Origin of the sequence: Rhodobacter capsulatus (assembly GCF_052363185.1) — a bacterium.
GTDB classification, from domain to species: domain Bacteria; phylum Pseudomonadota; class Alphaproteobacteria; order Rhodobacterales; family Rhodobacteraceae; genus Rhodobacter; species Rhodobacter capsulatus_E.
Genome location: NZ_CP198955.1, coordinates 822,365 through 842,614, shown reverse-complemented (window position 1 = coordinate 842,614; position 20,250 = coordinate 822,365). Strand labels below are relative to the sequence as shown.

Annotated in this window: 20 protein-coding genes, 1 tRNA gene and 1 other RNA gene; 14 read left to right on the top strand and 8 right to left on the bottom strand. The window is 65.7% G+C overall.

The window, feature by feature from the left end:
- Positions 1 to 20: 20 nt before the first annotated feature.
- Positions 21 to 1,040 carry a ribose-phosphate pyrophosphokinase gene (locus tag ACTTAG_RS04345; RefSeq protein ID WP_444464332.1) on the bottom strand — a complete coding sequence of 340 codons (1,020 nt, stop codon included), beginning with the start codon at positions 1,038 to 1,040 and terminating at the stop codon, positions 21 to 23.
- A gap of 107 nt (positions 1,041 to 1,147) precedes the next feature.
- Between ACTTAG_RS04345 and ACTTAG_RS04340 the strand changes: the two genes are divergently transcribed.
- Together ACTTAG_RS04340 and ACTTAG_RS04335 are read left to right on the top strand one after the other, a co-directional pair.
- Positions 1,148 to 1,747, top strand: a complete 600-nt coding sequence (locus tag ACTTAG_RS04340; protein WP_444464331.1) for a 2-hydroxychromene-2-carboxylate isomerase — start codon at positions 1,148 to 1,150, stop codon at positions 1,745 to 1,747.
- Positions 1,747 to 2,559, top strand: coding sequence for an alpha/beta fold hydrolase (locus ACTTAG_RS04335; RefSeq protein WP_444464330.1), 813 nt, complete (start codon positions 1,747 to 1,749; stop codon positions 2,557 to 2,559). The genes ACTTAG_RS04340 and ACTTAG_RS04335 overlap by 1 nt, the downstream gene beginning before the upstream one ends.
- Positions 2,560 to 2,598: 39 nt before the next feature.
- Here ACTTAG_RS04335 and fumC read toward each other — a convergent pair whose 3' ends face one another.
- The 4 genes from fumC to ssrA all read right to left on the bottom strand — a co-directional run bounded on the left by fumC (position 2,599) and on the right by ssrA (position 5,545).
- The gene (gene fumC / locus ACTTAG_RS04330; protein ID WP_444464329.1) at positions 2,599 to 3,993 is read right to left on the bottom strand and encodes a class II fumarate hydratase; all 1,395 of its coding nucleotides are present in this window, start codon (positions 3,991 to 3,993) and stop codon (positions 2,599 to 2,601) included.
- Positions 3,994 to 4,078: 85 nt separating this feature from the next.
- Complete coding sequence (locus ACTTAG_RS04325) at positions 4,079 to 4,666, bottom strand: hypothetical protein (RefSeq protein WP_444464328.1); 588 nt, start codon at positions 4,664 to 4,666, stop codon at positions 4,079 to 4,081.
- Between the two features lie 10 nt (positions 4,667 to 4,676).
- Positions 4,677 to 5,132 (bottom strand): SspB family protein, encoded by a 456-nt coding sequence (locus ACTTAG_RS04320; protein WP_444464327.1) that lies wholly within the window; start codon positions 5,130 to 5,132, stop codon positions 4,677 to 4,679.
- 64 nt (positions 5,133 to 5,196) lie between these two features.
- Positions 5,197 to 5,545: a transfer-messenger RNA gene (gene ssrA, locus ACTTAG_RS04315) on the bottom strand.
- 237 nt (positions 5,546 to 5,782) lie between these two features.
- Here ssrA and ACTTAG_RS04310 point away from each other — a divergent pair.
- From ACTTAG_RS04310 to ACTTAG_RS04275, 8 genes are all read left to right on the top strand, one after another.
- Positions 5,783 to 6,109, top strand: coding sequence for a hypothetical protein (locus tag ACTTAG_RS04310; protein ID WP_444464326.1), 327 nt, complete (start codon positions 5,783 to 5,785; stop codon positions 6,107 to 6,109).
- A gap of 33 nt (positions 6,110 to 6,142) precedes the next feature.
- Positions 6,143 to 6,538, top strand: coding sequence for an SET domain-containing protein-lysine N-methyltransferase (locus ACTTAG_RS04305; protein WP_444464325.1), 396 nt, complete (start codon positions 6,143 to 6,145; stop codon positions 6,536 to 6,538).
- Positions 6,538 to 8,691 (top strand): putative bifunctional diguanylate cyclase/phosphodiesterase, encoded by a 2,154-nt coding sequence (locus ACTTAG_RS04300; protein WP_444464324.1) that lies wholly within the window; start codon positions 6,538 to 6,540, stop codon positions 8,689 to 8,691. The genes ACTTAG_RS04305 and ACTTAG_RS04300 overlap by 1 nt, the downstream gene beginning before the upstream one ends.
- A 135-nt stretch (positions 8,692 to 8,826) precedes the next feature.
- Entirely contained in the window at positions 8,827 to 9,510 is a 684-nt protein-coding gene (locus ACTTAG_RS04295; protein WP_444464323.1) for a type 1 glutamine amidotransferase, read from the top strand.
- 2 nt (positions 9,511 to 9,512) lie between these two features.
- Positions 9,513 to 9,683 (top strand): hypothetical protein, encoded by a 171-nt coding sequence (locus ACTTAG_RS04290; protein WP_444464322.1) that lies wholly within the window; start codon positions 9,513 to 9,515, stop codon positions 9,681 to 9,683.
- Between the two features lie 38 nt (positions 9,684 to 9,721).
- The gene (locus tag ACTTAG_RS04285) at positions 9,722 to 11,089 is read left to right on the top strand and encodes a glutamine synthetase family protein (RefSeq protein ID WP_444464321.1); all 1,368 of its coding nucleotides are present in this window, start codon (positions 9,722 to 9,724) and stop codon (positions 11,087 to 11,089) included.
- Between the two features lie 3 nt (positions 11,090 to 11,092).
- A complete protein-coding gene (locus ACTTAG_RS04280) occupies positions 11,093 to 12,400 on the top strand; it encodes an NAD(P)/FAD-dependent oxidoreductase (protein WP_444464320.1) in 1,308 nt (435 codons plus the stop codon).
- Between the two features lie 92 nt (positions 12,401 to 12,492).
- Positions 12,493 to 13,677 (top strand): DegT/DnrJ/EryC1/StrS family aminotransferase, encoded by a 1,185-nt coding sequence (locus ACTTAG_RS04275; RefSeq protein WP_444464319.1) that lies wholly within the window; start codon positions 12,493 to 12,495, stop codon positions 13,675 to 13,677.
- 159 nt (positions 13,678 to 13,836) lie between these two features.
- On the opposite strand, the gene ACTTAG_RS04270 is transcribed toward ACTTAG_RS04275, so the two are convergent.
- Both ACTTAG_RS04270 and rlmB read right to left on the bottom strand, forming a co-directional pair.
- On the bottom strand, positions 13,837 to 14,256 hold the full coding sequence (locus ACTTAG_RS04270) for a CoA-binding protein (protein WP_444464318.1): 420 nt from the start codon (positions 14,254 to 14,256) through the stop codon (positions 13,837 to 13,839).
- A gap of 214 nt (positions 14,257 to 14,470) precedes the next feature.
- Positions 14,471 to 15,265 carry a 23S rRNA (guanosine(2251)-2'-O)-methyltransferase RlmB gene (gene rlmB / locus ACTTAG_RS04265; RefSeq protein WP_444464317.1) on the bottom strand — a complete coding sequence of 265 codons (795 nt, stop codon included), beginning with the start codon at positions 15,263 to 15,265 and terminating at the stop codon, positions 14,471 to 14,473.
- A gap of 106 nt (positions 15,266 to 15,371) precedes the next feature.
- Between rlmB and ACTTAG_RS04260 the strand changes: the two genes are divergently transcribed.
- Positions 15,372 to 15,455 (top strand) — tRNA-Tyr (locus tag ACTTAG_RS04260).
- A 56-nt stretch (positions 15,456 to 15,511) separates the two neighbouring features.
- Here the strand turns inward: ACTTAG_RS04260 and ACTTAG_RS04255 are convergent.
- A complete protein-coding gene (locus ACTTAG_RS04255) occupies positions 15,512 to 15,928 on the bottom strand; it encodes a hypothetical protein (protein ID WP_444464316.1) in 417 nt (138 codons plus the stop codon).
- Positions 15,929 to 16,019: 91 nt separating this feature from the next.
- Between ACTTAG_RS04255 and ACTTAG_RS04250 the strand changes: the two genes are divergently transcribed.
- The 3 genes from ACTTAG_RS04250 (at position 16,020) to ACTTAG_RS04240 (ending at position 20,190) form a co-directional block, all read left to right on the top strand.
- On the top strand, positions 16,020 to 17,015 hold the full coding sequence (locus tag ACTTAG_RS04250) for a hypothetical protein (protein ID WP_444464315.1): 996 nt from the start codon (positions 16,020 to 16,022) through the stop codon (positions 17,013 to 17,015).
- 253 nt (positions 17,016 to 17,268) lie between these two features.
- Positions 17,269 to 18,822: a hypothetical protein gene (locus ACTTAG_RS04245; RefSeq protein ID WP_444464314.1), complete on the top strand. Its 1,554-nt coding sequence runs from the start codon at positions 17,269 to 17,271 to the stop codon at positions 18,820 to 18,822.
- 84 nt (positions 18,823 to 18,906) lie between these two features.
- On the top strand, positions 18,907 to 20,190 hold the full coding sequence (locus tag ACTTAG_RS04240) for an O-acetylhomoserine aminocarboxypropyltransferase/cysteine synthase family protein (protein WP_444464313.1): 1,284 nt from the start codon (positions 18,907 to 18,909) through the stop codon (positions 20,188 to 20,190).
- Positions 20,191 to 20,250: the final 60 nt, after the last annotated feature.

Genomic DNA, 20,250 nt, shown 5'->3' with positions numbered 1-20,250 from the left:
TCGCGCCGCCTGTCCAGCGGTTACAGCGTCGAATAAAGCCCCTCGTAGATCGGCACCAGCGTGTCGGTCTCAAAGAGCGACGACACCGAAGTGCCCGACCAGGTGTTCAGGATCGCCTGCGCGAACATCGGCGCGGTCGGCACGATGCGGATGTTGCGGGCGTTCTTCACCTCTTCGGTGGCCTCGATCGAATCGGTGATGACCAGCGATTTCATCACCGAATTTTCCACCCGCTCCACCGCCGGACCCGAAAGGACGCCGTGGGTGATGTAGCTGTGCACCTCGGTCGCGCCGGCGGCGATCAGCGTCTCGGCCGCCTTGCACAAAGTCCCCGCCGTGTCGCAGATGTCATCGACGATGATGCATTTCTTGCCGGTGACCTCGCCGATCACCGTCATCCCCGCGACCTCGCCCGCCTTTTCGCGGCGCTTGTCGACGATGGCAAGCGGTGCCCCGATCCGTTTGGCCAGCTCGCGCGCCCGCGCCACCCCGCCCACGTCGGGCGAAATCACCATCAGATCTTCCCGCGCGCCTTTGAAATTGTGCAAGATATCAAGGGCAAAGACCGGCGCGGCGTAAAGGTTGTCCACCGGAATGTCGAAGAAGCCCTGAATCTGCGTCGCGTGCAGATCGAGCGTCAGCACCCGGTCCACCCCGGCCTCGGTCAGCAGGTTCGCCACCAGTTTCGCCGAAATCGGTGTGCGGGCCTTGGCGCGGCGATCCTGGCGCGCATAGCCGAAATAGGGGATCACGGCGGTGATGCGATCGGCCGACGAGCGTTTGAGCGCATCGGTCATGATCAGCAGTTCCATCAGGTTGTCGTTCGCCGGGTTCGAGGTCGGCTGGATGATATACATGTCCTCGCCGCGGACGTTTTCATAGACTTCGACGAAGATTTCCTGATCGTTGAAGCGCTCGACGCGGGCATCGACCAGCCCCACCGACATGCCGCGATGCATCGACATCCGCCGCGCGATCGCCTGCGCCAGAGGCCGGTTCGCATTGCCGGAAATCAGCTTCGGTTCAGTCATCGCAGCCATGGCAGTTCCTTTCTTGCCGCTGCGGCAGCAGCGGATTCGCCGGATTGCGCCTGCCTTAGCACCGGGCTAGCCTGCCCGCAAACCTTGCAAGCCGGGGGAGCGATAACATGGCGCAGATTGATTACTTTTTCTCGGTGTTCAGCCCCTGGACCTATCTGGCCGGCGACCGGCTGGAGCGGATTGCTGCGAAACATGGCGCCACCATCAGTTACAAGCCGCTGGACGTGCTGGCGCTGTTCGACCGCACCGGCGGCGTGCGGCCCGCGGCGCGGCATCCCTCGCGGATGGCCTATCGCAATCAGGAACTGGCGCGTTGGGCGCAGCATCTGGGGATGGAGATGAAGCTGAAGCCCACGATCTATCCGCCGAATGCGGCGCCGGGGTCCTATGCCGTGATCGCGGCGCAGGCGGCAGGCGGCGGCGATGTCGGCGCGCTGGTGCGGGCGATCCTGCGCGCCCTTTGGGTCGAGGATCGCAACATCGGCGAAGATGACGTGCTGCGCGAGACGCTCTCCGCGACCGGGTTCGATCCGAACCTTGTCACCACCGGGCTTTTCACCGGGGCGATGGCCTATGAGAAGAACCTTGAAGAGGCGGTTGATCGTGGCGTTTTCGGCGCGCCGTTTTATATCGTGCGCGAGACCGACCAGCGCTTCTGGGGGCAGGATCGGCTCGAGTTCCTTGACGCGCATCTGGGCACGCTTTGATGGCGAGGGACATCCGGCAGGGCCACGAGATCTTCTGGCAAAGCTTTGGCACCGGGCCGCGGCCGATGCTGGCCATTCACTGCACGCTCGGCACGTCCAGCCTTTGGGGGCCGGTGCTGGAACCGCTCGGCGAAACCGTCACCGCGACGAGTTTCGATCAGCCGGGGCATGGGCAATCCGCCGACTGGTCGGCCGAGGGGGCGGAACACGGCGCCTTTCAGCGCCTTGCGACGCAGATCGCGGCGAGCTTCATCGACCGGCCGCTCGATCTGGTCGGCCATAGTTTCGGCGCCTCGGTGGCGCTACGGCTGGCGGTGGCGGCACCGGAAGCGATCCGGTCCCTGACGCTGATCGAACCGGTGCTGTTCAAGGCGGTCGAGGGCAGCGCCGATTGGGTCACGCTGCGCGGCCATCAGGATCATTTCGAGGCGATGATCGCCGCGGGCGATCATGAAGATGCCGCCAAGGGCTTCATGGGCGCCTGGGGCGCGGGCGTGCCGTGGGAGGATCTGCCCGCGCATCACCGCGCCCGCTTTGCCGCGCAGATGCCGATGGTGGGCAATATTTCTTCGGCCAACTTTACCGATCCGGGGCAGATCTGGCGCCCCGACGGGATCGAGGCGATCGACGCGCCGGTGATGATCCTGCATGGCGATCAAAGCCCGGCCATCGTCCCCCCGGTCTGCGAGGCGATTGCGGCGCGGCTTTCCGATGTGGGGGTGGCCTGCATTCCGGGGGGCGGGCACATGCTGCCCGTGACCCATGCGGCGCAGGTGCGCGACCTGATCGCGATGAATCTGGACCGCAGTTGAGCGGCGGGAACCGGAACGCCCGGTTCCCGCCTTTCGACCTCAGCCTTTCGGGCTGATCATGTCTTCCGGACGCACGACGCGGTCGAAGGTCTCGCCATCGACATAGCCCAGCGCAATCGCTTCTTCGCGCAGCGTCGTGCCATTCTTGTGCGCGGTCTTCGCCACCTTGGTCGCGGCGTCATACCCGATGGTCGGGGCCAGCGCCGTCACCAGCATCAGGCTTTCCTTCATCAGCTTGTCGATCCGCGCGGTGTTCGCCTGCGTGCCCACCACCATGTTGTCGGTGAAAGCCGAAGCCGAGTCGCCCAGAAGCTGCATGGATTGCAGCACGTTGTAGCTCATCATCGGGTTGTAGACGTTCAGCTCGAAATGCCCCTGCGAGCCCGCGAAGCCGATGGCGGCATCATTGCCCATGACATGGGCGCAAACCATCGTCAGCGCCTCGGCCTGCGTCGGGTTCACCTTGCCCGGCATGATCGAGCTGCCCGGTTCGTTTTCCGGCAGGATCAGCTCGCCCAGACCCGAACGCGGGCCGGACCCCAGCAGACGCATGTCGTTCGCGATCTTGAAAAGCGACGCCGCCACGGTCTTCAGCGCGCCCGAGAAGAACACCATCGCGTCATGGGCGGCCAGCGCCTCGAACTTGTTCGGCGCGGTGACGAAGGGCAGCCCGGTGATCTCGGCGATCTGCGCGGCGATGCGGGTATCCCAGCCCACGCGGGTGTTCAGCCCGGTGCCGACGGCGGTGCCGCCCTGCGCCAGCTCATAGATATGCGGCAGGGCCAGCTTCACCCGCTCGATGCCGCGGTCCACCTGCGTCGCATAGCCCGAGAATTCCTGACCCAGCGTCAAGGGCGTCGCATCCTGCGTATGGGTGCGGCCGATCTTGATGATATCCTTGAATTCTTCCGACTTCGCCCAAAGCGCCTTCGAGAGTTTTTCCAGCCCGGGGATCAGCACGTCCCGCGCGTGGCAGGCAATCGCCACATGCATCGCGGTCGGGAACGTGTCGTTCGAGCTTTGCCCCATGTTCACATGGTCATTCGGGTGCACGGGCTTTTTCGAGCCCATCACGCCGCCCAGCATTTCAATCGCGCGGTTCGAGATCACCTCGTTCGCGTTCATGTTCGACTGCGTGCCGGACCCGGTCTGCCAGACCACCAGCGGGAAGTTGTCGTCGAACTTGCCCTCGATCACCTCGGTCGCGGCGGCGGCGATGGCATCGGCCAAAGCCGGGTCCAGATCGCCCTGCGCCTTGTTCACCAGCGCGGCGGCCTTCTTGATCACGCCCAGCGCGCGGATGATCGGTTTCGGCTGACGTTCCCAGCCGATCGGGAAATTCAGGATCGAGCGCTGCGTCTGCGCGCCCCAATATTTGTCGGCGGGAACCTCAAGCGGACCGAAGCTGTCGGTCTCGGTGCGGGTCGCGGTCATCGTGGGCCTCCGTGATGCGAAATGTCCCGCGCGTCATAGGACGGCGGGACATGTTTTGCAATCGGCATGCAACCGTATACCGGGTTCAGGCGTCGACGGCCATCCGGTAGACGCGGGCATTGCGGCACAGGGGATGATGCGCCAGAAGCTCGGCCAAAGCGGCCTCGACGATGCGCGGCGAGCGGCAGTGGAAATAAAGCTCCACCGCGGCCGGATAGGTGGCCGTGCCCTGCAGCCGCCCGGCGGAGCTGACGCGTTCCTCGATCGGGCCCATCAGCGTTGCGGCGACCTGCGCGGCACTCTGCCCCGCGGGCAGGACGGCCGGGTCAAGCTCCATCACCACGACCTCGGTGGTGCCGAAACGGCGCAGGTCCTTGCCCTCGGCATCGGTGAACCACGAGCCCTTCGGCGCGCCAAGGCTGTCGAAATGCGCCACCAGCCGGTCCAACAGCCTGGCATCCAGCCCGGTCACGGTGAAGACGACCTGCGAGGCGGTCCCCCGGCCCTCGGCGTTGAGGGTCGTGGTGCCGCTGACGACGGCGCCCAGCCCCTCGGCGGCAAGCATCTTCTGCACCGGGCCGTCATAGCGCAGGACGCGGTCGTCCTTGTGCAGGCAGGTCGGCAGGTGGGCGGTGAGGGTGGTGGTGACTTTCGGCTTGAGGAAGTTGAACATGGCTCGGCTCTTACTTGCGGAATTTGTCGAGACTGACCACTTCGGCTTCGGTGCGGGGCTTTTCCGGCACCTCTTCCGGTTCGTCGTCCTCTTCGTCTTCGTCCTCCTCGCTGTCTTGCGATTCGAAGCGCAGGCCGAATTCGACCGAGGGGTCGACGAAGGTATGCACGGCGTCAAAGGGGATCACCAGCGGCTCGGGCTGGTTGCCGAAGTTCAGCGTGATCGAGAAGCCCTCGTCGGTGACGACAAGGTTTTCGAACCAGTGCTGGATGACGATGGTCATTTCCTCGGGGTAACGGGATTTGAGCCAGTCCGCCATCTCGACCTTGGGCGCGCGGGTGTCGAAGGTGATGAAGAAATGATGCGCCCCGGGCAGGCCGTGTTCGGCCACCTCGGTCAGGACAGTCTGGATCAGGCCGCGCATGGCGCGGTGCATGAGCGTGCCGTAGTCGATCGAACGGGTCATCTGTCCGCCTTTCCTTTGGCCCCAGCATAGGGGATTCGTCGGGCAAGAAAAGGGGGGAGGGAAAGGTGCAGGTTTCTGTTGCCAGGCACCTGCGAGCCCCGCCTTAAGCGGCTAAGCGTAAGGACTTTAGGTTTCGGTACCCGAGCTGCTTACGCAGCCAGAGCCACCGGAGCACGGTTGTCGTTGGCAACTGTACATTTGAGCAGATAACGGCTGCGTCCAACCGAGATGCAAGTACCCATTCAACCGTTCGTCGACCCTAATTCACCCCCGCAGTCCCGTTAGCCCGGGAAGATTGGTGGAGGTGGGGGGATTCGCACCCCCGTCCGATCCAGCCTAGTTGGCCCGTCTACACCCATAGTCCCTTGCGGAACGATCCCAATGTAGGTTTTCACCCGCGCAAGCGCAAGGCCCATGACTCAACTGGCTGACTCAACGGGCCCCCGCAACCACGCCCGGACCGCCCGCCCGTCCTGCCGCCCTGCCCCGCAGCCGTCCGCCGGTGCCCCCTTGCGGGCGCCCGCGCAACCGCTGCGCGAAAACCACAAAATTTTATTCGTTTTTCCGATTGGCCCGCCCGGCGCAACAATCATCTTAACCTTAATTTTGGGACATGGTTGGAAAGCTGTCCACATCAGGAGTGTTGCGCGATGCGATCCTATCTCATACTGGCCGGAATTGTCATCCTCACCATCGTCGGGGATTACGCGCTCAAATGCGCCGCGCTGCGCGGCTGGCCGCAAGCGGCGGTCTGGCTGGCGGGCGGGGCGGCGCTTTATGCCGCCACCGCGGTCGGCTGGATGTGGCTGATGCAAAGCCACAACCTGGCGCAGATCGCCGTTCTCTACAGCACCGCCACCATCCTTCTGCTGACCGGGCTGGGCGTCGTCGTCTTCGGGGAAACGCTCTCGATGCGCCAGATCGCCGGGCTGGGCGCGGCGATTCTCGCCGTCGTCCTGATGCAGACAGAGGCCTGAGTTCAAACCAAGACCCCAAACAAGAGATTTTCCATGTTTCTCGTAAAGCACTATGTCTCCCGCAGCCAGATTCACGGCCTTGGCGTGTTCACCCGGGTGCCGATCCGCGCCGGCGAAACCGTCTGGCGCCATGACCCGATGTTTGATGTGGACATCCCGGCGGCCATGCTGGCAAAATTCCCCGAAGATCTGGCGCAGACTGTCCTTCACCACGCCGAATATATCCCGCATCTCGGGATCTTTCGGCTCGGAAATGATGGAGACATGTTCATGAACCACAGCCCGACGCCCAGCCTGATCGACCGGGGCGAGGAGATGATCGCCGCCCGCGACCTTGCGCCCGGAAGCGAACTGACCTGCGATTACGCTCAGGTCTGCGTGCTCGGGTTCGAAAACGGCCTGCCGCGCCTGCAAGAAGTCGCCGCCTGATGAGCGGCAACACCCTGCCGCGGCAGATCGTGGTCCTGGTGACCGCGGTGCTGCTTGCGGTGATGGCGATCCTGTGGCTGTCGCTGCTTTCGGTGCGCACCACCATGGACGAAAGCGCCGCCGAGGAATCCGCCCGCCGCGTGGCCGGGCGCCTGCGCAACATGCAAGAACAGGTGGCGCTGCTCGCCAGCGACTATCACAACTGGACCGATCTCTATCTGGATGCCCGCGATCGGGAACTGGACCGGCTCGCGTCGAATTACGGCATTTCCGCCCATCGCGGCGAGGTCTTCCAATATGCCGAGATCTTCGACGGCCCCTTTGCGGCGCCGCTGTCCTGGCGCGCGGGGGCGGGGCTGGCGCCGCAATCGGGCTTGCTGTCCGAGCCGACACGGGCGGCCCTGCGCAAGATCGCGCCCGGTCTCGACCCGAAGCGGCGCCAGAGCCATGATTTCTTCGAGTTGCGCGACGGTCAGCCGGTGATGTTCAGCGGCTCCTATCTTCTGCCCGAAGACCCCGATCTGCTGGCCGGGGTCGTTCCCGGCAGCGCCCCGATCGCCGCGATCGGCAAGATCCTGCAGCCGGAGCGTCTGCAGGACATGGAACGGGAATTCGCCATCGCCGGGCTGGCGGTGACCACGGTCGCGCCGCAAACCGACATCCGCGCGGCCCTGCCCGGCGTCGATGGCACGCCGGTGGCCTGGCTGCGCTGGACGCCGCCGCAGCCCGGAACCCAGCTGTTCTGGAAGATGTTCCCGATCATGGCGGGGATCAGCGGGCTGTTCGTGGTGATTTCCTGGTCCGCCGCGATGCTTCTGCGCTCCAAGGCGGCGGGTCTGATCGAGCGCGAGGCGATCTCTTTCGACCGCGCCCGCATCGACGCGCTGACGGGCCTGCCGAACCGCTTTGCGATGCGCGAACATCTGGGGCGACTGCGCACCAGGCCCGATGTCGATTGCGCGGTTCTGGTCATTGATCTGGTGCGCTTCAAGCTGATCAACGACACCGTCGGCCATCTGGGCGGCGATGCCTTTCTGGTGGAATTCGGCGCCCGGTTGCGGACGATTGCCGACGACACCGCCTTCGTGGCGCGCTACGGCGGCGACGAATTCTTCGTGGTCTTCTCCGCCAGCGCCGATCTGGACCGGATCGTCGAGGAAAAATGCCGTCAGATCAGCGCCCTGTCCGAGGTGCCGATCCAGTGCGGCGGGGTCAGCTTCGATGTTCTGTCCTCCAAGGGCCTTGTCTTCGAGGATCATCGCGGCATGGACCATGACGAGCTTTTGCGCCGCGCCGACCGGGCGATGTATTCCGCCAAGCTGCGCGAGACGCTCGAGGTGGTGCGCTACGACAAGCGGATGGAAACCGAGGATATCGACCACAAGCGGGTCGAGCGGGAATTGCGCCGCGCCCTTGCCGCGGGCGAGGGCTTCGCGATCCATTATCAGCCGATCGTTCCGGTCATCCCCGGCGCGCGGCCGGTGCGCTATGAGGCGCTGGCTCGCTGGACCTCGCCCGAACTGGGGCCGGTCGCCCCCGACCGCTTCATCAAGGTCGCCGAGGCCAGCGGGCTGATCATGCCGCTGGGCTGGCTCTTGCTCGATCTGATCTGTGCCGACATGCGCCAGCTGCAGGGGGTCGGGGTCGGCATCAACGTCTCGCCCGCGCAGCTGATGAGCCGCGGCTTTGCGAAACGGTTCCATCAGGTCGTGGTGTCGCACGGGATCGCGCCCGAACGGATCGTGGTGGAGGTGACCGAACAGGTCGTCATGCGCGACGACGTGACGATCGCCCAGGAGCTGATCGCGCTCAGCGACAGCGGCTTCCGGCTGGCGCTGGACGATTTCGGCACCGGTTTCGCCTCGATCGGCTATCTGACGCGGATGCCCTTTGACGAGCTGAAGATCGACCGTTCCTTCGTGCGCTCGATCGAGGAGGGGCAACAGGGCATGCGGATGGTGAAGTCGATCATCGGGCTGGCCCGGGCGATGGAACTCGACATCGTCGCCGAGGGCATCGAGACCGAGACCGATGCCGTGCTGCTGCGGCGCAGCGGCGCCGATTTCCTGCAGGGCTACCATTTCGGCCGCCCCGCGCCGGTCACCGCCTGGATCGGGACGGGCGATCCGGGCCGCGATCCGAAAGGGGTCTGACGGCGGGCGGCGCGGTTTCGGGCAGCCTGCCCCGCTTTTGATCAAATATCCGCGGGCGGACCGGGGCAGAGGTCGCCCCCCCTTGCCCGGGCCGGGCGGCGGGGCTAGGCTTGGCCATCCAATCACGAGACACCCATGCGTATCGGCATCCTGCAAACAGGCCAGTCCCCCGACATTCTGCGGGGGGAAGCGGGCGATTATCCCGACATGTTCGTGGCGCTTCTGGCGGATCACGGGCTGACGTTTCAGACCTTCAATGTCGAGGCGATGGCGTTTCCCGCCGACGTGCGGGCCTGCGCGGGCTGGCTGATCACCGGCTCGCGGCATGGCGCCTATGAAAGCCATGCCTTCATTCCGCCGCTGGAAGAGTTCATCCGCAAGGCAATTGTCGAAAGGGTGCCGCTGGTCGGCATCTGTTTTGGCCATCAGATCATCGCCCAGGCGATGGGCGGCAAGGTCGAGCGTTTCCCCGGCGGCTGGGCGGTGGGGCCGCAAACCTATGATTTCGGCGGCGATCCCGTGGTGCTGAACGCCTGGCACCGCGATCAGGTGACGGTGCGGCCCGACACGGCCAAGGTCATCGCCTGCAACGACTTTTGCGAAAACGCGGCGCTTGTTTATGGCGACACCGCGCTGACGATTCAGGCCCATCCCGAATTCCGCGATGCCTTTGTCGAGGGGCTGATGGCAACGCGCGGCCCGGGTCTTGTCCCCGATCCGCTGATGACCGAGGCGCGGGCAAGGATGGCCACGGGGCGCGGCACCGATGCCGCCCGCGTGGCGGATCAGATCGCCGATTTCTTCCTGAAGCGGGGCTGATCATGGCCCCCGCGCCGATGCCCTGCGTCTCCCCCTTCACCGCGCCCGCGGCGATGGAAGGGCGGCGCGCGGCGGCGGCGCATCGCAAGCCGATCCTGACCGGCTGTGCCGATCCTGAATTCTTTTCCGAAGGCGTGCCGCTGGCCCGCCTGATGCCCGACCCTGCCGCGTGACTGTCCGACTTCCCTCAACCCATTGGAAAGCGAAAGACATGTCACGCAAATCTCCGGACTGGACCGCCCTTATTCCCAAAGCCGCCCGCGACTACATCGCCGGGCACCGCCTTGACGAGGTGGAATGCATCGTTGCCGACATCGCGGGCGTCGCCCGCGGCAAGGCCATGCCCGCCTCGAAATTCGCCTATCAGGACCGCTTCTACCTGCCGAATTCGATCTTTCTGCAGACGATCACCGGCGAATGGGCCGACAACCCGATGGGCGCCTTTACCGAGCCCGACATGGTGCTGACGCCCGACTGGTCCACCACCTCGGCCGCGCCCTGGACCGCCGACATCACGCTTCAGGTGATCCACGACGTCTTCGACCAGCAGGGCAATCCGATGCCGGTGGCGCCCAGAAACGTTCTCAAGCGCGTCGTCGCGCTTTACGAGGCCGAGGGCTGGAAGCCGATCGTCGCCCCGGAAATGGAATTCTTTCTGGTGGCGCGCAACCTTGACCCGAACCAGCCGATCATCCCGCCGATGGGGCGCTCGGGGCGGCGGGCGGCGGCGAAACAGGCCTATTCGATGTCGGCGGTCGATGAATATGGCAAGGTGATCGACGACATTTACGACTTCGCCGAGGCGCAGGGCTTCGAGATCGACGGCATCTTGCAAGAGGGCGGCGCGGGGCAAGTCGAGATCAACCTGGCGCATGGCGATCCGGTCGCGCTTGCCGATCAGATCTTTTATTTCAAGCGGCTGATCCGCGAGGCGGCGTTGCGCCACGATTGCTTCGCCACCTTCATGGCGAAACCGATCGAGGGCGAACCCGGGTCTGCCATGCACATCCACCAGTCGGTGATCGACGCCAAGACCGGGCGGAACATCTTTTCGAACCCCGATGGCGGCGAAAGCGAGCAGTTTTTGCATTTCATCGCCGGCATGCAGACGCATCTTCCCGCGGTGGTGGCGCTGCTGGCACCCTATGTGAACAGCTATCGCCGCTATGTCCCGGATTTCGCGGCGCCGATCAACATCGAATGGGGCCGCGACAACCGCACGACGGGGCTGCGCGTGCCGATCTCGGACCCGTCCGGGCGGCGGCTGGAAAACCGGCTCGCGGGGATGGATTGCAACCCCTATCTCGGCCTCGCGGCCTCGATGGTCTGCGGCTATCTGGGGCTGAAAGAGAAAAAGATGCCGCGCGCGGAATGTCAGGGCGACGCCTATATGGGCGAGACCGACCTGCCGTTCAATCTGGGCGATGCGCTGGATCTGTTTGCCGACAGCGGCCCGGTGCGCGAGGCGCTCGGGGTCGAGTTCTGCACGGTATACGAGGCGGTCAAGCGCAACGAATACAAGGAATTCCTGCAGGTCATCAGCCCGTGGGAGCGCGAACACCTTCTGTTGAACGTGTGACGCATGGATCTGTTGCATGTGAATGACCGGGCGGGGGAATACCCCGCCAGCTTCTACGCATCCACCCGTGACCCTTCCCCCGACCGGCCCGCATTGCGGGGCGAGATGCGCGCCGATGTCTGCGTCGTGGGCGGCGGCTATACCGGGCTTTCCGCTGCGCTCCATCTGGCGCGGGCGGGCCGCAAGGTCGTCGTGCTGGAAGCGCATCGGGCGGGCTTTGGCGCCTCGGGCCGCAATGGCGGGCAGATCGGCTCAGGGCAGCGGCTCGATGTCGGCACGCTGGAAAAGCTGGTGGGCAAGGAAACGACGCGCAGGCTGTGGGACATGGCCGAGGAGGCGAAGGCCCTGACCTATGCCTTGGCCGATCAGGCGGGCGTGCCCACGCGGCGCGGCATTGCGCATCTGGGCCGCAAGCGCGCGGAAGTGGCTTGGCTGCAGGACGAAGCCGAACATCTGGCCAGCCATTACGGCTATGACCAGATCGAGACGCTCGACAAGGCCGCGGCGCAGGCGCTTGTGCCCTCGCCCGTCTATACGGGCGGCGATCTGGATCACGGAGCGGGCCATGTGCATCCCCTGAACCTGTGTCTGGGTCTGGCGCGATTGGCCGAGGCGGCGGGCGCGGTGATCTTTGAACGCTCGGCGGTGACGCGGATCAGCCACGGCGAAGCGGCGGGGGCGAAAAGCCGGATCGAGACCGACGCGGGCGCTGTGATCGCGGATCATCTGGTGCTGGGGGCGAACGGCTACCTTGACCGGCTGGAACCGCAAATCGCCGCGCGGGTGATGCCGATCAACAATTACATCGTCGCGACCGAACCCCTTGGGGACCGCGTGCGCGAGGTGCTGACGCGCGACATCGCCGCCCATGATCTGAAATTCGTGGTCAATTACTGGCGCCTGCACGAAGATCGGCTGATCTTCGGCGGCGGCGAGACGGTCAGTTACCGCTTCCCCGCCGACATTGCCGCGAAGGTGCGCAAACCGCTGGAAGAGGTCTATCCGCAGTTGAAAGGCGTGCGCTTCACCCATGCCTGGGGCGGCACGCTGGCGATTACCGTGAACCGGATGCCCTGTTTCCGCCGCCCCGCGCCGAATTGCCTCTCGGCCTCGGGCTATTCCGGCCATGGGGTGGCGCTGGCGATCCATGCGGGCAAACTGATGGCCGAGGCGATCACGGCGACGGACGATGGTTTCGACGTGATGGCCAGCCTGCCGCAACCGGCTTTTCCGGGCGGGGTGGCGCTGCGGTTTCCGCTGCTTCTGGCGGGGATGACGTGGTTTTCGCTGCGCGATCGGCTGGGGCTCTAGGCGGCGCTTGGCCGCGTCGCGAAACTTTCACTTGGCGGGCGCGGGGCACGGGTCTAAAGCGTTTCTGAATGTCACATTCAGGAAAGCTGAACATGCCCCGCGACGGTCAGACCCCTCCGAATTGCTACGATGCCGAACCGATCCCCGAGGCCGCCCGCGCCGAGATCGAACGGCTGCTCGCCACCGGGGATCTGTTCCGCTACACCTCCGAGAATGCGCCGGTGGCGCAGCTCGAAGCCGAATTCGCCGAATTGATGGGGGTGCGCTACGCGGTCTGTGTCGCCTCCTGTTCCGCCGCGCTCTTCCTGTCGCTGAAGGCGCTTGATCTGCCGCGCGGCGCGCGCGTGCTGGTGCCTGCCTTCACCTTCGCCGCCGTGCCCTCGGCGATTGTCCATGCCGATTGCGAACCGGTGCTGGTCGAGGTCGGCGCAAACTTCCGCATTGATCTGGAGGATTTCCGCGCCAAATTCGACGACACGATCGCGGCGGTGATGATCAGCCACATGCGCGGCCATACCTCGGACATGGATGCGATCATGGAACTGGCCGAGGCCCGGGGCGTGCCGGTGATCGAGGATGCGGCGCATTCGCTTGGCACGCTCTGGCACGGGCGCAAGATCGGCACGATCGGCAAGATCGGCTGCTTCAGCTTCCAGAGCTACAAGATGGTGAACGCGGGCGAAGGCGGCGTGCTGGTGACGGACGATCCGGAACTGGCGGCGCGGGCGATCATCATGTCGGGCGCCTATGAACAGAACTGGAAGAAACACCCGGGCCTGCAGAACAGCTTCGTGCATTGGCAAAACAAGCTGCCGCTTTACAACACGCGGATGCAGAACCTGTCGGCCGCGGTGATCCGCCCGCAACTGCCCGAGCTGGATCGGCGCGTCTCTGCCGGGCTGGCGAACCATGACCATGTCGCGGAAAAGCTGAACGAAAGCCCCTGGCTTGACGTACCGCCGCCGCTTGCCCCGGAAACCCGCGCGCCGGACAGCCTGCAGTTCAATCTGGTGGGCGACTGGACCGATGCCGAGGCGATCCGGCTGCAGGACGAGGCGAAAGCCCGCGGTGTCGGCGTGCAGGTCTTCGGCCTTTCCCCCGACAATGCCCGCGCCTTCTGGAACTGGCAATTCCTGGGCGAACAGCCCGATCTGCCGAAAACCCGGGCGATGCTGATGCGCGCCTGCGACACCCGCCTGCCCGCGCGGCTCACCCGCCCCGAGCTTGATTTCATCGCCTCCGCCATCGTCGAAGCCGCCGCGGCGGTGAAAGGCTGAGGCAAGAAGGGGGGGGCGCTGCCCCCCTCTGCTGCGCATTCACCCCCCGGGATATTTGAGCCAAGGTGAAACGAAACGCGGGCGCGGCTTTCACCTTGGTGCAAATATCCCGGGGGTGAATTTGCGCGTCAGCGCAAAGAGGGGGCAGCGCCCCCCCTTCTACAGCCCCAGACGCGCGATCTCGAGTTTCGGGCAGCGGTCCATCACCACCAGCTTGCCCGCGGCCCGGGCCCGCGCCGCCGCCTCGGGGTGGATCACGCCAAGTTGCAGCCAGAGCACCCGCGCCTCGGGGCGATGGGTCAGCATCTGTTCGACGATCCCGGGCACGGCCGCAGGGGCGCGGAAGACATCGACCATGTCGAGGACGATGTCCCGCGGGATCGCCGCCAGATCAGGATAGACCGTTTCGCCCAGCATCACCTGCCCGGCGAGCCCCGGATTGACCGGAATCACCCGGTGGCCGCGCGCCTGCAGAAAGGCCGCCACCTCGTGCGAGGGGCGGTCGGGACTGGCGGAAAAACCCGGAAGGGCGATCGTGCGGGGGGTGGCAAGGATCTCCCGCAGCTCTGCATCCGTCATCGGTGCCTCCGGTCAGGAAAAAACGCCCGGACCACAGGGGGCACCGGGCGCGAAAGTGTGGAACGAGGGACAGTGACAGTCGACGCGGAAGTTCCAGGCCCGCGCCTCACCACTGAGACATAGGGATGTGAAAGCCGCGTTAAAGGGTCGCAGAGAAAGATTCCCGAAAAATCGCCCTTTCGTGATCTCGGCCGCCCCATCTCAGCCGACGCCGTCAGCCATCCCCGCGGGCGCTGGTCGCGGCATAAAGCGCCACCGCCGCCGCGTTCGACACATTGAGCGAGCCGAAGGCCCCGGCAAAGGGCACGCGCACCAGATGATCGCAGGTGGCCCGGGTCTTTTCGCGCAGCCCCGGCCCCTCGGCGCCCAGCACCAGCGCCACCGGCCGCGACCCGGCCCGCGCCAGCCCCTCGGCGAGCGTCAGCCCGGCCTCGCCCGCCAGACCGATCAGCACGTAGCCCATGTCGCGCAGGGTCTCCATCGCCTCGGCCAGATTGGTGACGCGCAGATAGGGCTGGCGTTCCAGCGCCCCCGAGGCGGTCTTGGCCAGAGCCCCGGTTTCGGGCGCGGAATGGCGCGCGGGCGCCACCACGGCGCGGGCGCCAAAGACCTCGGCCGAGCGCAGGATCGCGCCGACGTTATGCGGATCGGTAACGCGATCGAGCAGCACGACCAGCGGCAGCCCCGCCCCCGTCAGCGCCACATCGGCGAGCTTGCCCCAGTCGAGCGGCTTCACCTCCAAAGCCGCGCCCTGATGCACCTGATCGGGGCCGAGCGGCACATGGGCATCGAACTTGCGCGGATCGACGATCTCGGGCGCCAGACCGCCCGCCGCGATCGCTTCGCCCAGCTTGTCGGCGGCATTCTTCGTCAGGACCAGCCGCAGCTTGACCCGATCGGGGTTCACCAGCGCGTCGCGCACCGCATGCAGACCGAACAGCCACAGCGTTTCCGACGCCGCCGCCCGCTTGGCGCGTTCCTTCTCGATCACCCACTCCGGTTTCTTCATCTTGCACCTCTCATGTGGTCTCTGTGCGCTGCGGGGCCCGCTTTGGCAAGGGGGCGCAAAAATGCTGCTTGACGCCCCCTGCCCCCTTCGCTACATCGCCCCCGTCGGGTGACGAGCTGCAAGGTGCGGCAGCGGACTGTAACTCCGCCGGGGAGACCCACGCCTGGTTCGATTCCAGGGTCACCCACCACTTCCCCCGGGAAGGGTGGCACAAACGGGGCGGAAACGCCCCGTTTTGCATTTCGCTCAGGGCATCAGGATTTGCGCGCGCTCGAAGCGCGCCTCCTCGGTCATGCCGTCATCATAGATCAGCAGCACCCGGATCGAGCGGACCGACCCCAGCGGCGCGCGCAGATAGACCATATCGCCGGTCACCGCATTCGGGGCGGCGCTGTCCTCGTGGCAGGGCTCCATCGGAAAGACGATCTCGGGCGGGGCATCGTTCAGCCCGTACCGGATCTGCGTCAGCCCGCAGCGCCAGCTGAGCAACTGGCTGAAATAGACCAGATCCTGCCCGTCGTATTCGCGCACGGCCAGCCATTGCGCCTGCGTCGCCTGCAAGATCGGCCTGACCTCGGCGGCGGTGGTGAAGGGGCTGGCCGGGGCGGCCGCACCGGTCAGACAAAGCCCCGCGCACAGGGCCGACGAAACGCGCTTTCGCATCTTTCCCTCCTTGCACGGCTTTTCCGCTGCCCCGAAAAGCCCTATGACGTCATCGAACGCGCGGATGCCGCGCCAACAGCCGGATTTCAGTATGACCCAACGATCAGGCACCGGTCCATGCCCCAACGTCTTCTTTGTCGTGCAGGCCGGACGTCTGGAATATGAGGCGCTGATCTTCGTCGCCTCGTTTCGCGCGGCCAATCCCGAGTTCCGCGGCCGCCTGATCGCCGCCGAGCCCTCGGGGGTGAACTGGTCCACGCCCGTCGCGATCTCGGACCCGGTGCGGCGCTTCCTGCTGGATCACGGCGTCGAAATCCTGCGCTTCGACAACAGGCATTTCGGCGAAAGCTACCCGCACGGCAACAAGATCGAGGCGATGGCCGTCCTGCCCGAGGGGCCCTTTGTCTTTTTCGACACCGACACGCTGTTTCTGGGGCCGCTGTCAACGGTGGGGTTCGATTTCAACCGCCCCTCGGCCTCGATGCGGCGCGAGGGCAGCTGGCCCGAGCCGCAGCTTTACGGCGCCGATTACACGACGATCTGGAAAAGCCTTTACGACAAGTTCGGGCTGGATTTCGACAGCTCGCTTGATCACAGCCAGTATGAAAACTACTGGCAGCGCTATCTTTACTTCAACGCGGGCTGGTTCTTTGGCGCCGATGCCCAGGCCTTCGGCAAGCGCTTCCTGCACTATGCCCATGCGATCCGCTGGGATACGCCCGACGCCTTGGCCAGCCAGTCGCTTGACCCCTGGCTGGATCAGGTGGCGCTGCCGCTTGTCATCCACAGTTTCGGCGGCGGGCGGCCGGGGCCCGAACTGGCCGGGCTCGATGGCGATGTGAGCTGCCATTACCGCGCCCTGCCGCTGCTTTACGCGCGTGAAAGCGATGCCGTGGTGGCGCGGCTCGAAGCGATCTGCGCGCCGCAGCAGATCAAGCGCATCCTGCGGCTGCACGAACCCGCGCGCAAGCTGATCTATCAGCGCAAGGGGCTGAAACTGCGCGCGAAAATCGACCGGAATGCGCTGCCGCGGCGGGAATCCATGCTGCGCAACGCGATCCGGCGCGAGAAGCTCTGGCTGCGCTGACCGCCGCGGGCGGTCGCGTGCCAGAGTGTCGCACGGCAGTTTCCCATACTTGCCGAACCGGGCCGCGCGGCAGAAACATGCCCGCGATCACCCTTGCCATTCCGGGAGACATCGTGAGCCGCGACAGGCTGACCGCACGTCCCGCCCCTGCGGCAAGGCGGGCATCGTGCCCCGGCCGACCCTCTCTTGATCCAGACATCAGATGCGCAACCGCCCAGCCGGGCGGGGGCCACTCCAGAACACGGGAATTTTCATGACAGTCACCGTCATCACCACGGACAGAACCTCCCTGACCACCCTCGGCGCCGGGGATCAGGTCTATCTGCTGCAGGGCGTGTCCTGCACCGGCACCGGCGGGTTTCAGGGCCTGCGCATCTCCGTCGGCGATGAGGCTGGCATCATCCGGGACATCGGGTTCCGGATTTTCGGCCAGATCGTGGTGACGAATTTCGGCATCGACCTTTACACGCAGGTGGCGGCGGGACCCAACTGCAACAACAACTCCATCTATCTGGGCAGCACGGCGCTGATCTCGGGGGATTCTTCCGGCATCGTGCTGGAGGCGGGCATCGGCAACCGGATCGTCAACATGGGCGATATCCTGTCAAGCAGCGCCAATTCGGGGCAGGGCAGCGGCATCCGATCCTATGGCGGCGGGCTCAACAGCGTCGTCAATGGCGGCACGATCACCTCGTTGCATGCCAATGCGCTGGATGTGTGGGGGCGCAGCCCGACCAGCGAAGCCAGCTGCATGACGATCACCAATCTGGCCGGGGGCCGGATCATCTCGGCGACCACCTCTGCCGACAGGGGGGCCATCGTCTTCGGCGGAGAGGCCGGGCGCAGCGTGATCGACAACCGCGGCGAGATCTTCAGCCTGGGCGGGTATGGCGTCCTGATGGCCATGGTCACCGCGGGCGCCGAGCCGATCACGATCCTCAACCGCGGCACGATCAGCGGCGGGGCAGGCGCGATCGGGGGCAGCGTAAACGCCGATCTGATCCGCAACAGCGGCATGCTTGCGGGCAATGTGTCGCTTTACGATGGCGCGGACCAGCTGCTCAATGTCGGCGGCACGCTCGAGGGCGACCTGGCGCTGGGGACGGGCAATGACTTTTACCATGGCCGGTCCGGCGCCGTGCTGGGCACCGTCTTCGGGGACGAGGGCGACGACCGCTTCATCGGCAATGCCGCGCGGGTCGATGTCTTCGACGGCGGCGCGGGCAGCGACCTGCTCGATTTCCGTTTCGACGGCGCGGTGACCCTGGCGCTTGATGGCAGCTTCGAGGCGGCGGGGGCGGCGCGGGGGGACAGTTACACCGGGTTCGAGCGCGTCACCGGCTCGGCGCAGGATGACATGATCCGCGGCGATGCTTCGGCCAATGCCTTGCTGGGCGGTGACGGGCGCGACAGTCTGGACGGCGCGGCAGAGAATGACGCCCTGACCGGCGGGGCCGGGATCGACCAGCTGACCGGCGGGCTGGGCAATGACAGCTTCCGCTTCCTGTCGCTGGGCGAGTGCGGCGACGTGATCACCGATTTCCACAATCTCACGGGCGACAACGACCGCTTCCAGATCGACGCCGACGCCTTTGGCGGCGGGCTTGCGGCGGGGGCCCTGGCCAGGGCGGATTTCTGCGCCCGGGCCGACAATCTGGCGCAAGATGCCAGCGACCGCTTCATCTTCCGCACCACCGATGCGACGCTGTGGTTCGACGCCGACGGCGCGGGTGCGGGTGCGGCGGTGCTGGTGGCCGATCTGCAGGCGGGGGCGACGCTGACGGCGGCCGATATCGTGCTGATCTGAGCGGTCCACATCGGCGAAGATGAATGTGTTTGAAGGCATCGGGGCGGGCCGTTAGGCTCGCCCCGACCCATGACGGAGACCCCGATGACCGACTTTTCCTTTGACACGCTGCAGATCCACGCCGGGGCCGAGCCCGATCCCGCGACCGGGGCGCGGCAGGTGCCGATCTACCAGACCACGGCTTATGTCTTCAAAGACGCCGATCACGCGGCGCGGCTCTTCAACCTGCAGGAAGTGGGCTACATCTATTCCCGCCTGACCAACCCGACCGTTTCGGCGCTGGCCGCGCGGGTCGCGGCGCTGGAAGGGGGCGCGGGGGCGGTCTGCTGTTCCTCGGGCCATGCTGCGCAGATCATGGCGCTTTTCCCGCTGATGGGGCCGGGGCTGAACATCGTCGCCTCGACCCGGCTTTACGGCGGCACGATCACCCAGTTCAGCCAGACGATCAAACGCTTCGGCTGGTCCTGCACCTTCGTCGATTTCGACGATCTGGCGGCGCTCGAAGCCGCGGTCGATGACAACACCCGGGCGATCTTCTGCGAATCGATCTCGAACCCGGGCGGCTACATCACCGACCTGCCCGCGGTCGCGGCCGTGGCGAACAAGGTCGGCCTGCCGCTGATTGTCGACAACACGCTGGCCTCGCCCTATCTGTGCCGCCCGATCGAACATGGCGCGACGCTGGTGGTGCATTCCGCCACGAAATACCTGACCGGCAACGGCACGGTGACCGGCGGCGTGATCGTCGATTCGGGCAAGTTCGACTGGTCGGCCAGCGGCAAGTTCCCCAGCCTTTCGGCGCCCGAACCCGCCTATCACGGGCTGAAGTTCCACGAGGCGCTGGGCCCGATGGCCTTCACCTTCCATTCGATCGCCATCGGCCTGCGCGATCTGGGCATGACGATGAACCCGCAGGGCGCGCATTACACGCTGATGGGGATCGAGACGCTCAGCCTGCGCATGGAAAAGCATGTCGCCAATGCCAAGGCGGTGGCGGAATGGCTGGCGGCCGATCCGCGCATCGACTTCGTCACCTGGGCCGGGCTGCCCTCCTCGCCCTGGCACGAACGCGCCAACCGGCTTTACCCGCGGGGGGCGGGGGCGCTCTTTACCGTCGCGGTCAAGGGCGGCTATGAGGCCTGCGTGAAATTGGTCAACAATCTCAAGCTCTTCAGCCATGTGGCGAACCTGGGCGATGCGCGCTCGCTGATCATTCATTCGGCCTCGACCACGCATCGGCAACTGACCGAAGAGCAACAGGTGAAGGCGGGCGCGGCGCCGAATGTGGTGCGGCTCTCGATCGGGATCGAGAATGCCGCCGATCTGATCGCCGATCTCGATCAGGCTCTGGCCGCCGCCACCGCCTGAGCGGGTGCAGCGAAAAGCCGCCCTCACATTCCGGTGGGCGGCTTTTCATGCGCGGTTTTC

Excerpts from the sequence above, each read along its gene's own strand:
- ACTTAG_RS04275 (WP_444464319.1), top strand. The coding sequence starts at position 12,493 with ATGCCCCGCGACGGTCAGACCCCTCCGAATTGCTACGATGCCGAACCG.
- ACTTAG_RS04240 (WP_444464313.1), top strand. The coding sequence starts at position 18,907 with ATGACCGACTTTTCCTTTGACACGCTGCAGATCCACGCCGGGGCCGAG.
- ACTTAG_RS04270 (WP_444464318.1), bottom strand. The coding sequence starts at position 14,256 with ATGACGGATGCAGAGCTGCGGGAGATCCTTGCCACCCCCCGCACGATC.
- ACTTAG_RS04300 (WP_444464324.1), top strand. The coding sequence starts at position 6,538 with ATGAGCGGCAACACCCTGCCGCGGCAGATCGTGGTCCTGGTGACCGCG.
- ACTTAG_RS04285 (WP_444464321.1), top strand. The coding sequence starts at position 9,722 with ATGTCACGCAAATCTCCGGACTGGACCGCCCTTATTCCCAAAGCCGCC.
- ACTTAG_RS04280 (WP_444464320.1), top strand. The coding sequence starts at position 11,093 with ATGGATCTGTTGCATGTGAATGACCGGGCGGGGGAATACCCCGCCAGC.
- ACTTAG_RS04290 (WP_444464322.1), top strand. The coding sequence starts at position 9,513 with ATGGCCCCCGCGCCGATGCCCTGCGTCTCCCCCTTCACCGCGCCCGCG.
- ACTTAG_RS04320 (WP_444464327.1), bottom strand. The coding sequence starts at position 5,132 with ATGACCCGTTCGATCGACTACGGCACGCTCATGCACCGCGCCATGCGC.
- ACTTAG_RS04245 (WP_444464314.1), top strand. The coding sequence starts at position 17,269 with ATGACAGTCACCGTCATCACCACGGACAGAACCTCCCTGACCACCCTC.
- ACTTAG_RS04295 (WP_444464323.1), top strand. The coding sequence starts at position 8,827 with ATGCGTATCGGCATCCTGCAAACAGGCCAGTCCCCCGACATTCTGCGG.
- ACTTAG_RS04255 (WP_444464316.1), bottom strand. The coding sequence starts at position 15,928 with ATGCGAAAGCGCGTTTCGTCGGCCCTGTGCGCGGGGCTTTGTCTGACC.
- ACTTAG_RS04325 (WP_444464328.1), bottom strand. The coding sequence starts at position 4,666 with ATGTTCAACTTCCTCAAGCCGAAAGTCACCACCACCCTCACCGCCCAC.
- ACTTAG_RS04310 (WP_444464326.1), top strand. The coding sequence starts at position 5,783 with ATGCGATCCTATCTCATACTGGCCGGAATTGTCATCCTCACCATCGTC.
- ACTTAG_RS04335 (WP_444464330.1), top strand. The coding sequence starts at position 1,747 with ATGGCGAGGGACATCCGGCAGGGCCACGAGATCTTCTGGCAAAGCTTT.
- ACTTAG_RS04305 (WP_444464325.1), top strand. The coding sequence starts at position 6,143 with ATGTTTCTCGTAAAGCACTATGTCTCCCGCAGCCAGATTCACGGCCTT.
- ACTTAG_RS04250 (WP_444464315.1), top strand. The coding sequence starts at position 16,020 with ATGACCCAACGATCAGGCACCGGTCCATGCCCCAACGTCTTCTTTGTC.
- ACTTAG_RS04340 (WP_444464331.1), top strand. The coding sequence starts at position 1,148 with ATGGCGCAGATTGATTACTTTTTCTCGGTGTTCAGCCCCTGGACCTAT.
- rlmB (WP_444464317.1), bottom strand. The coding sequence starts at position 15,265 with ATGAAGAAACCGGAGTGGGTGATCGAGAAGGAACGCGCCAAGCGGGCG.
- fumC (WP_444464329.1), bottom strand. The coding sequence starts at position 3,993 with ATGACCGCGACCCGCACCGAGACCGACAGCTTCGGTCCGCTTGAGGTT.
- ACTTAG_RS04345 (WP_444464332.1), bottom strand. The coding sequence starts at position 1,040 with ATGGCTGCGATGACTGAACCGAAGCTGATTTCCGGCAATGCGAACCGG.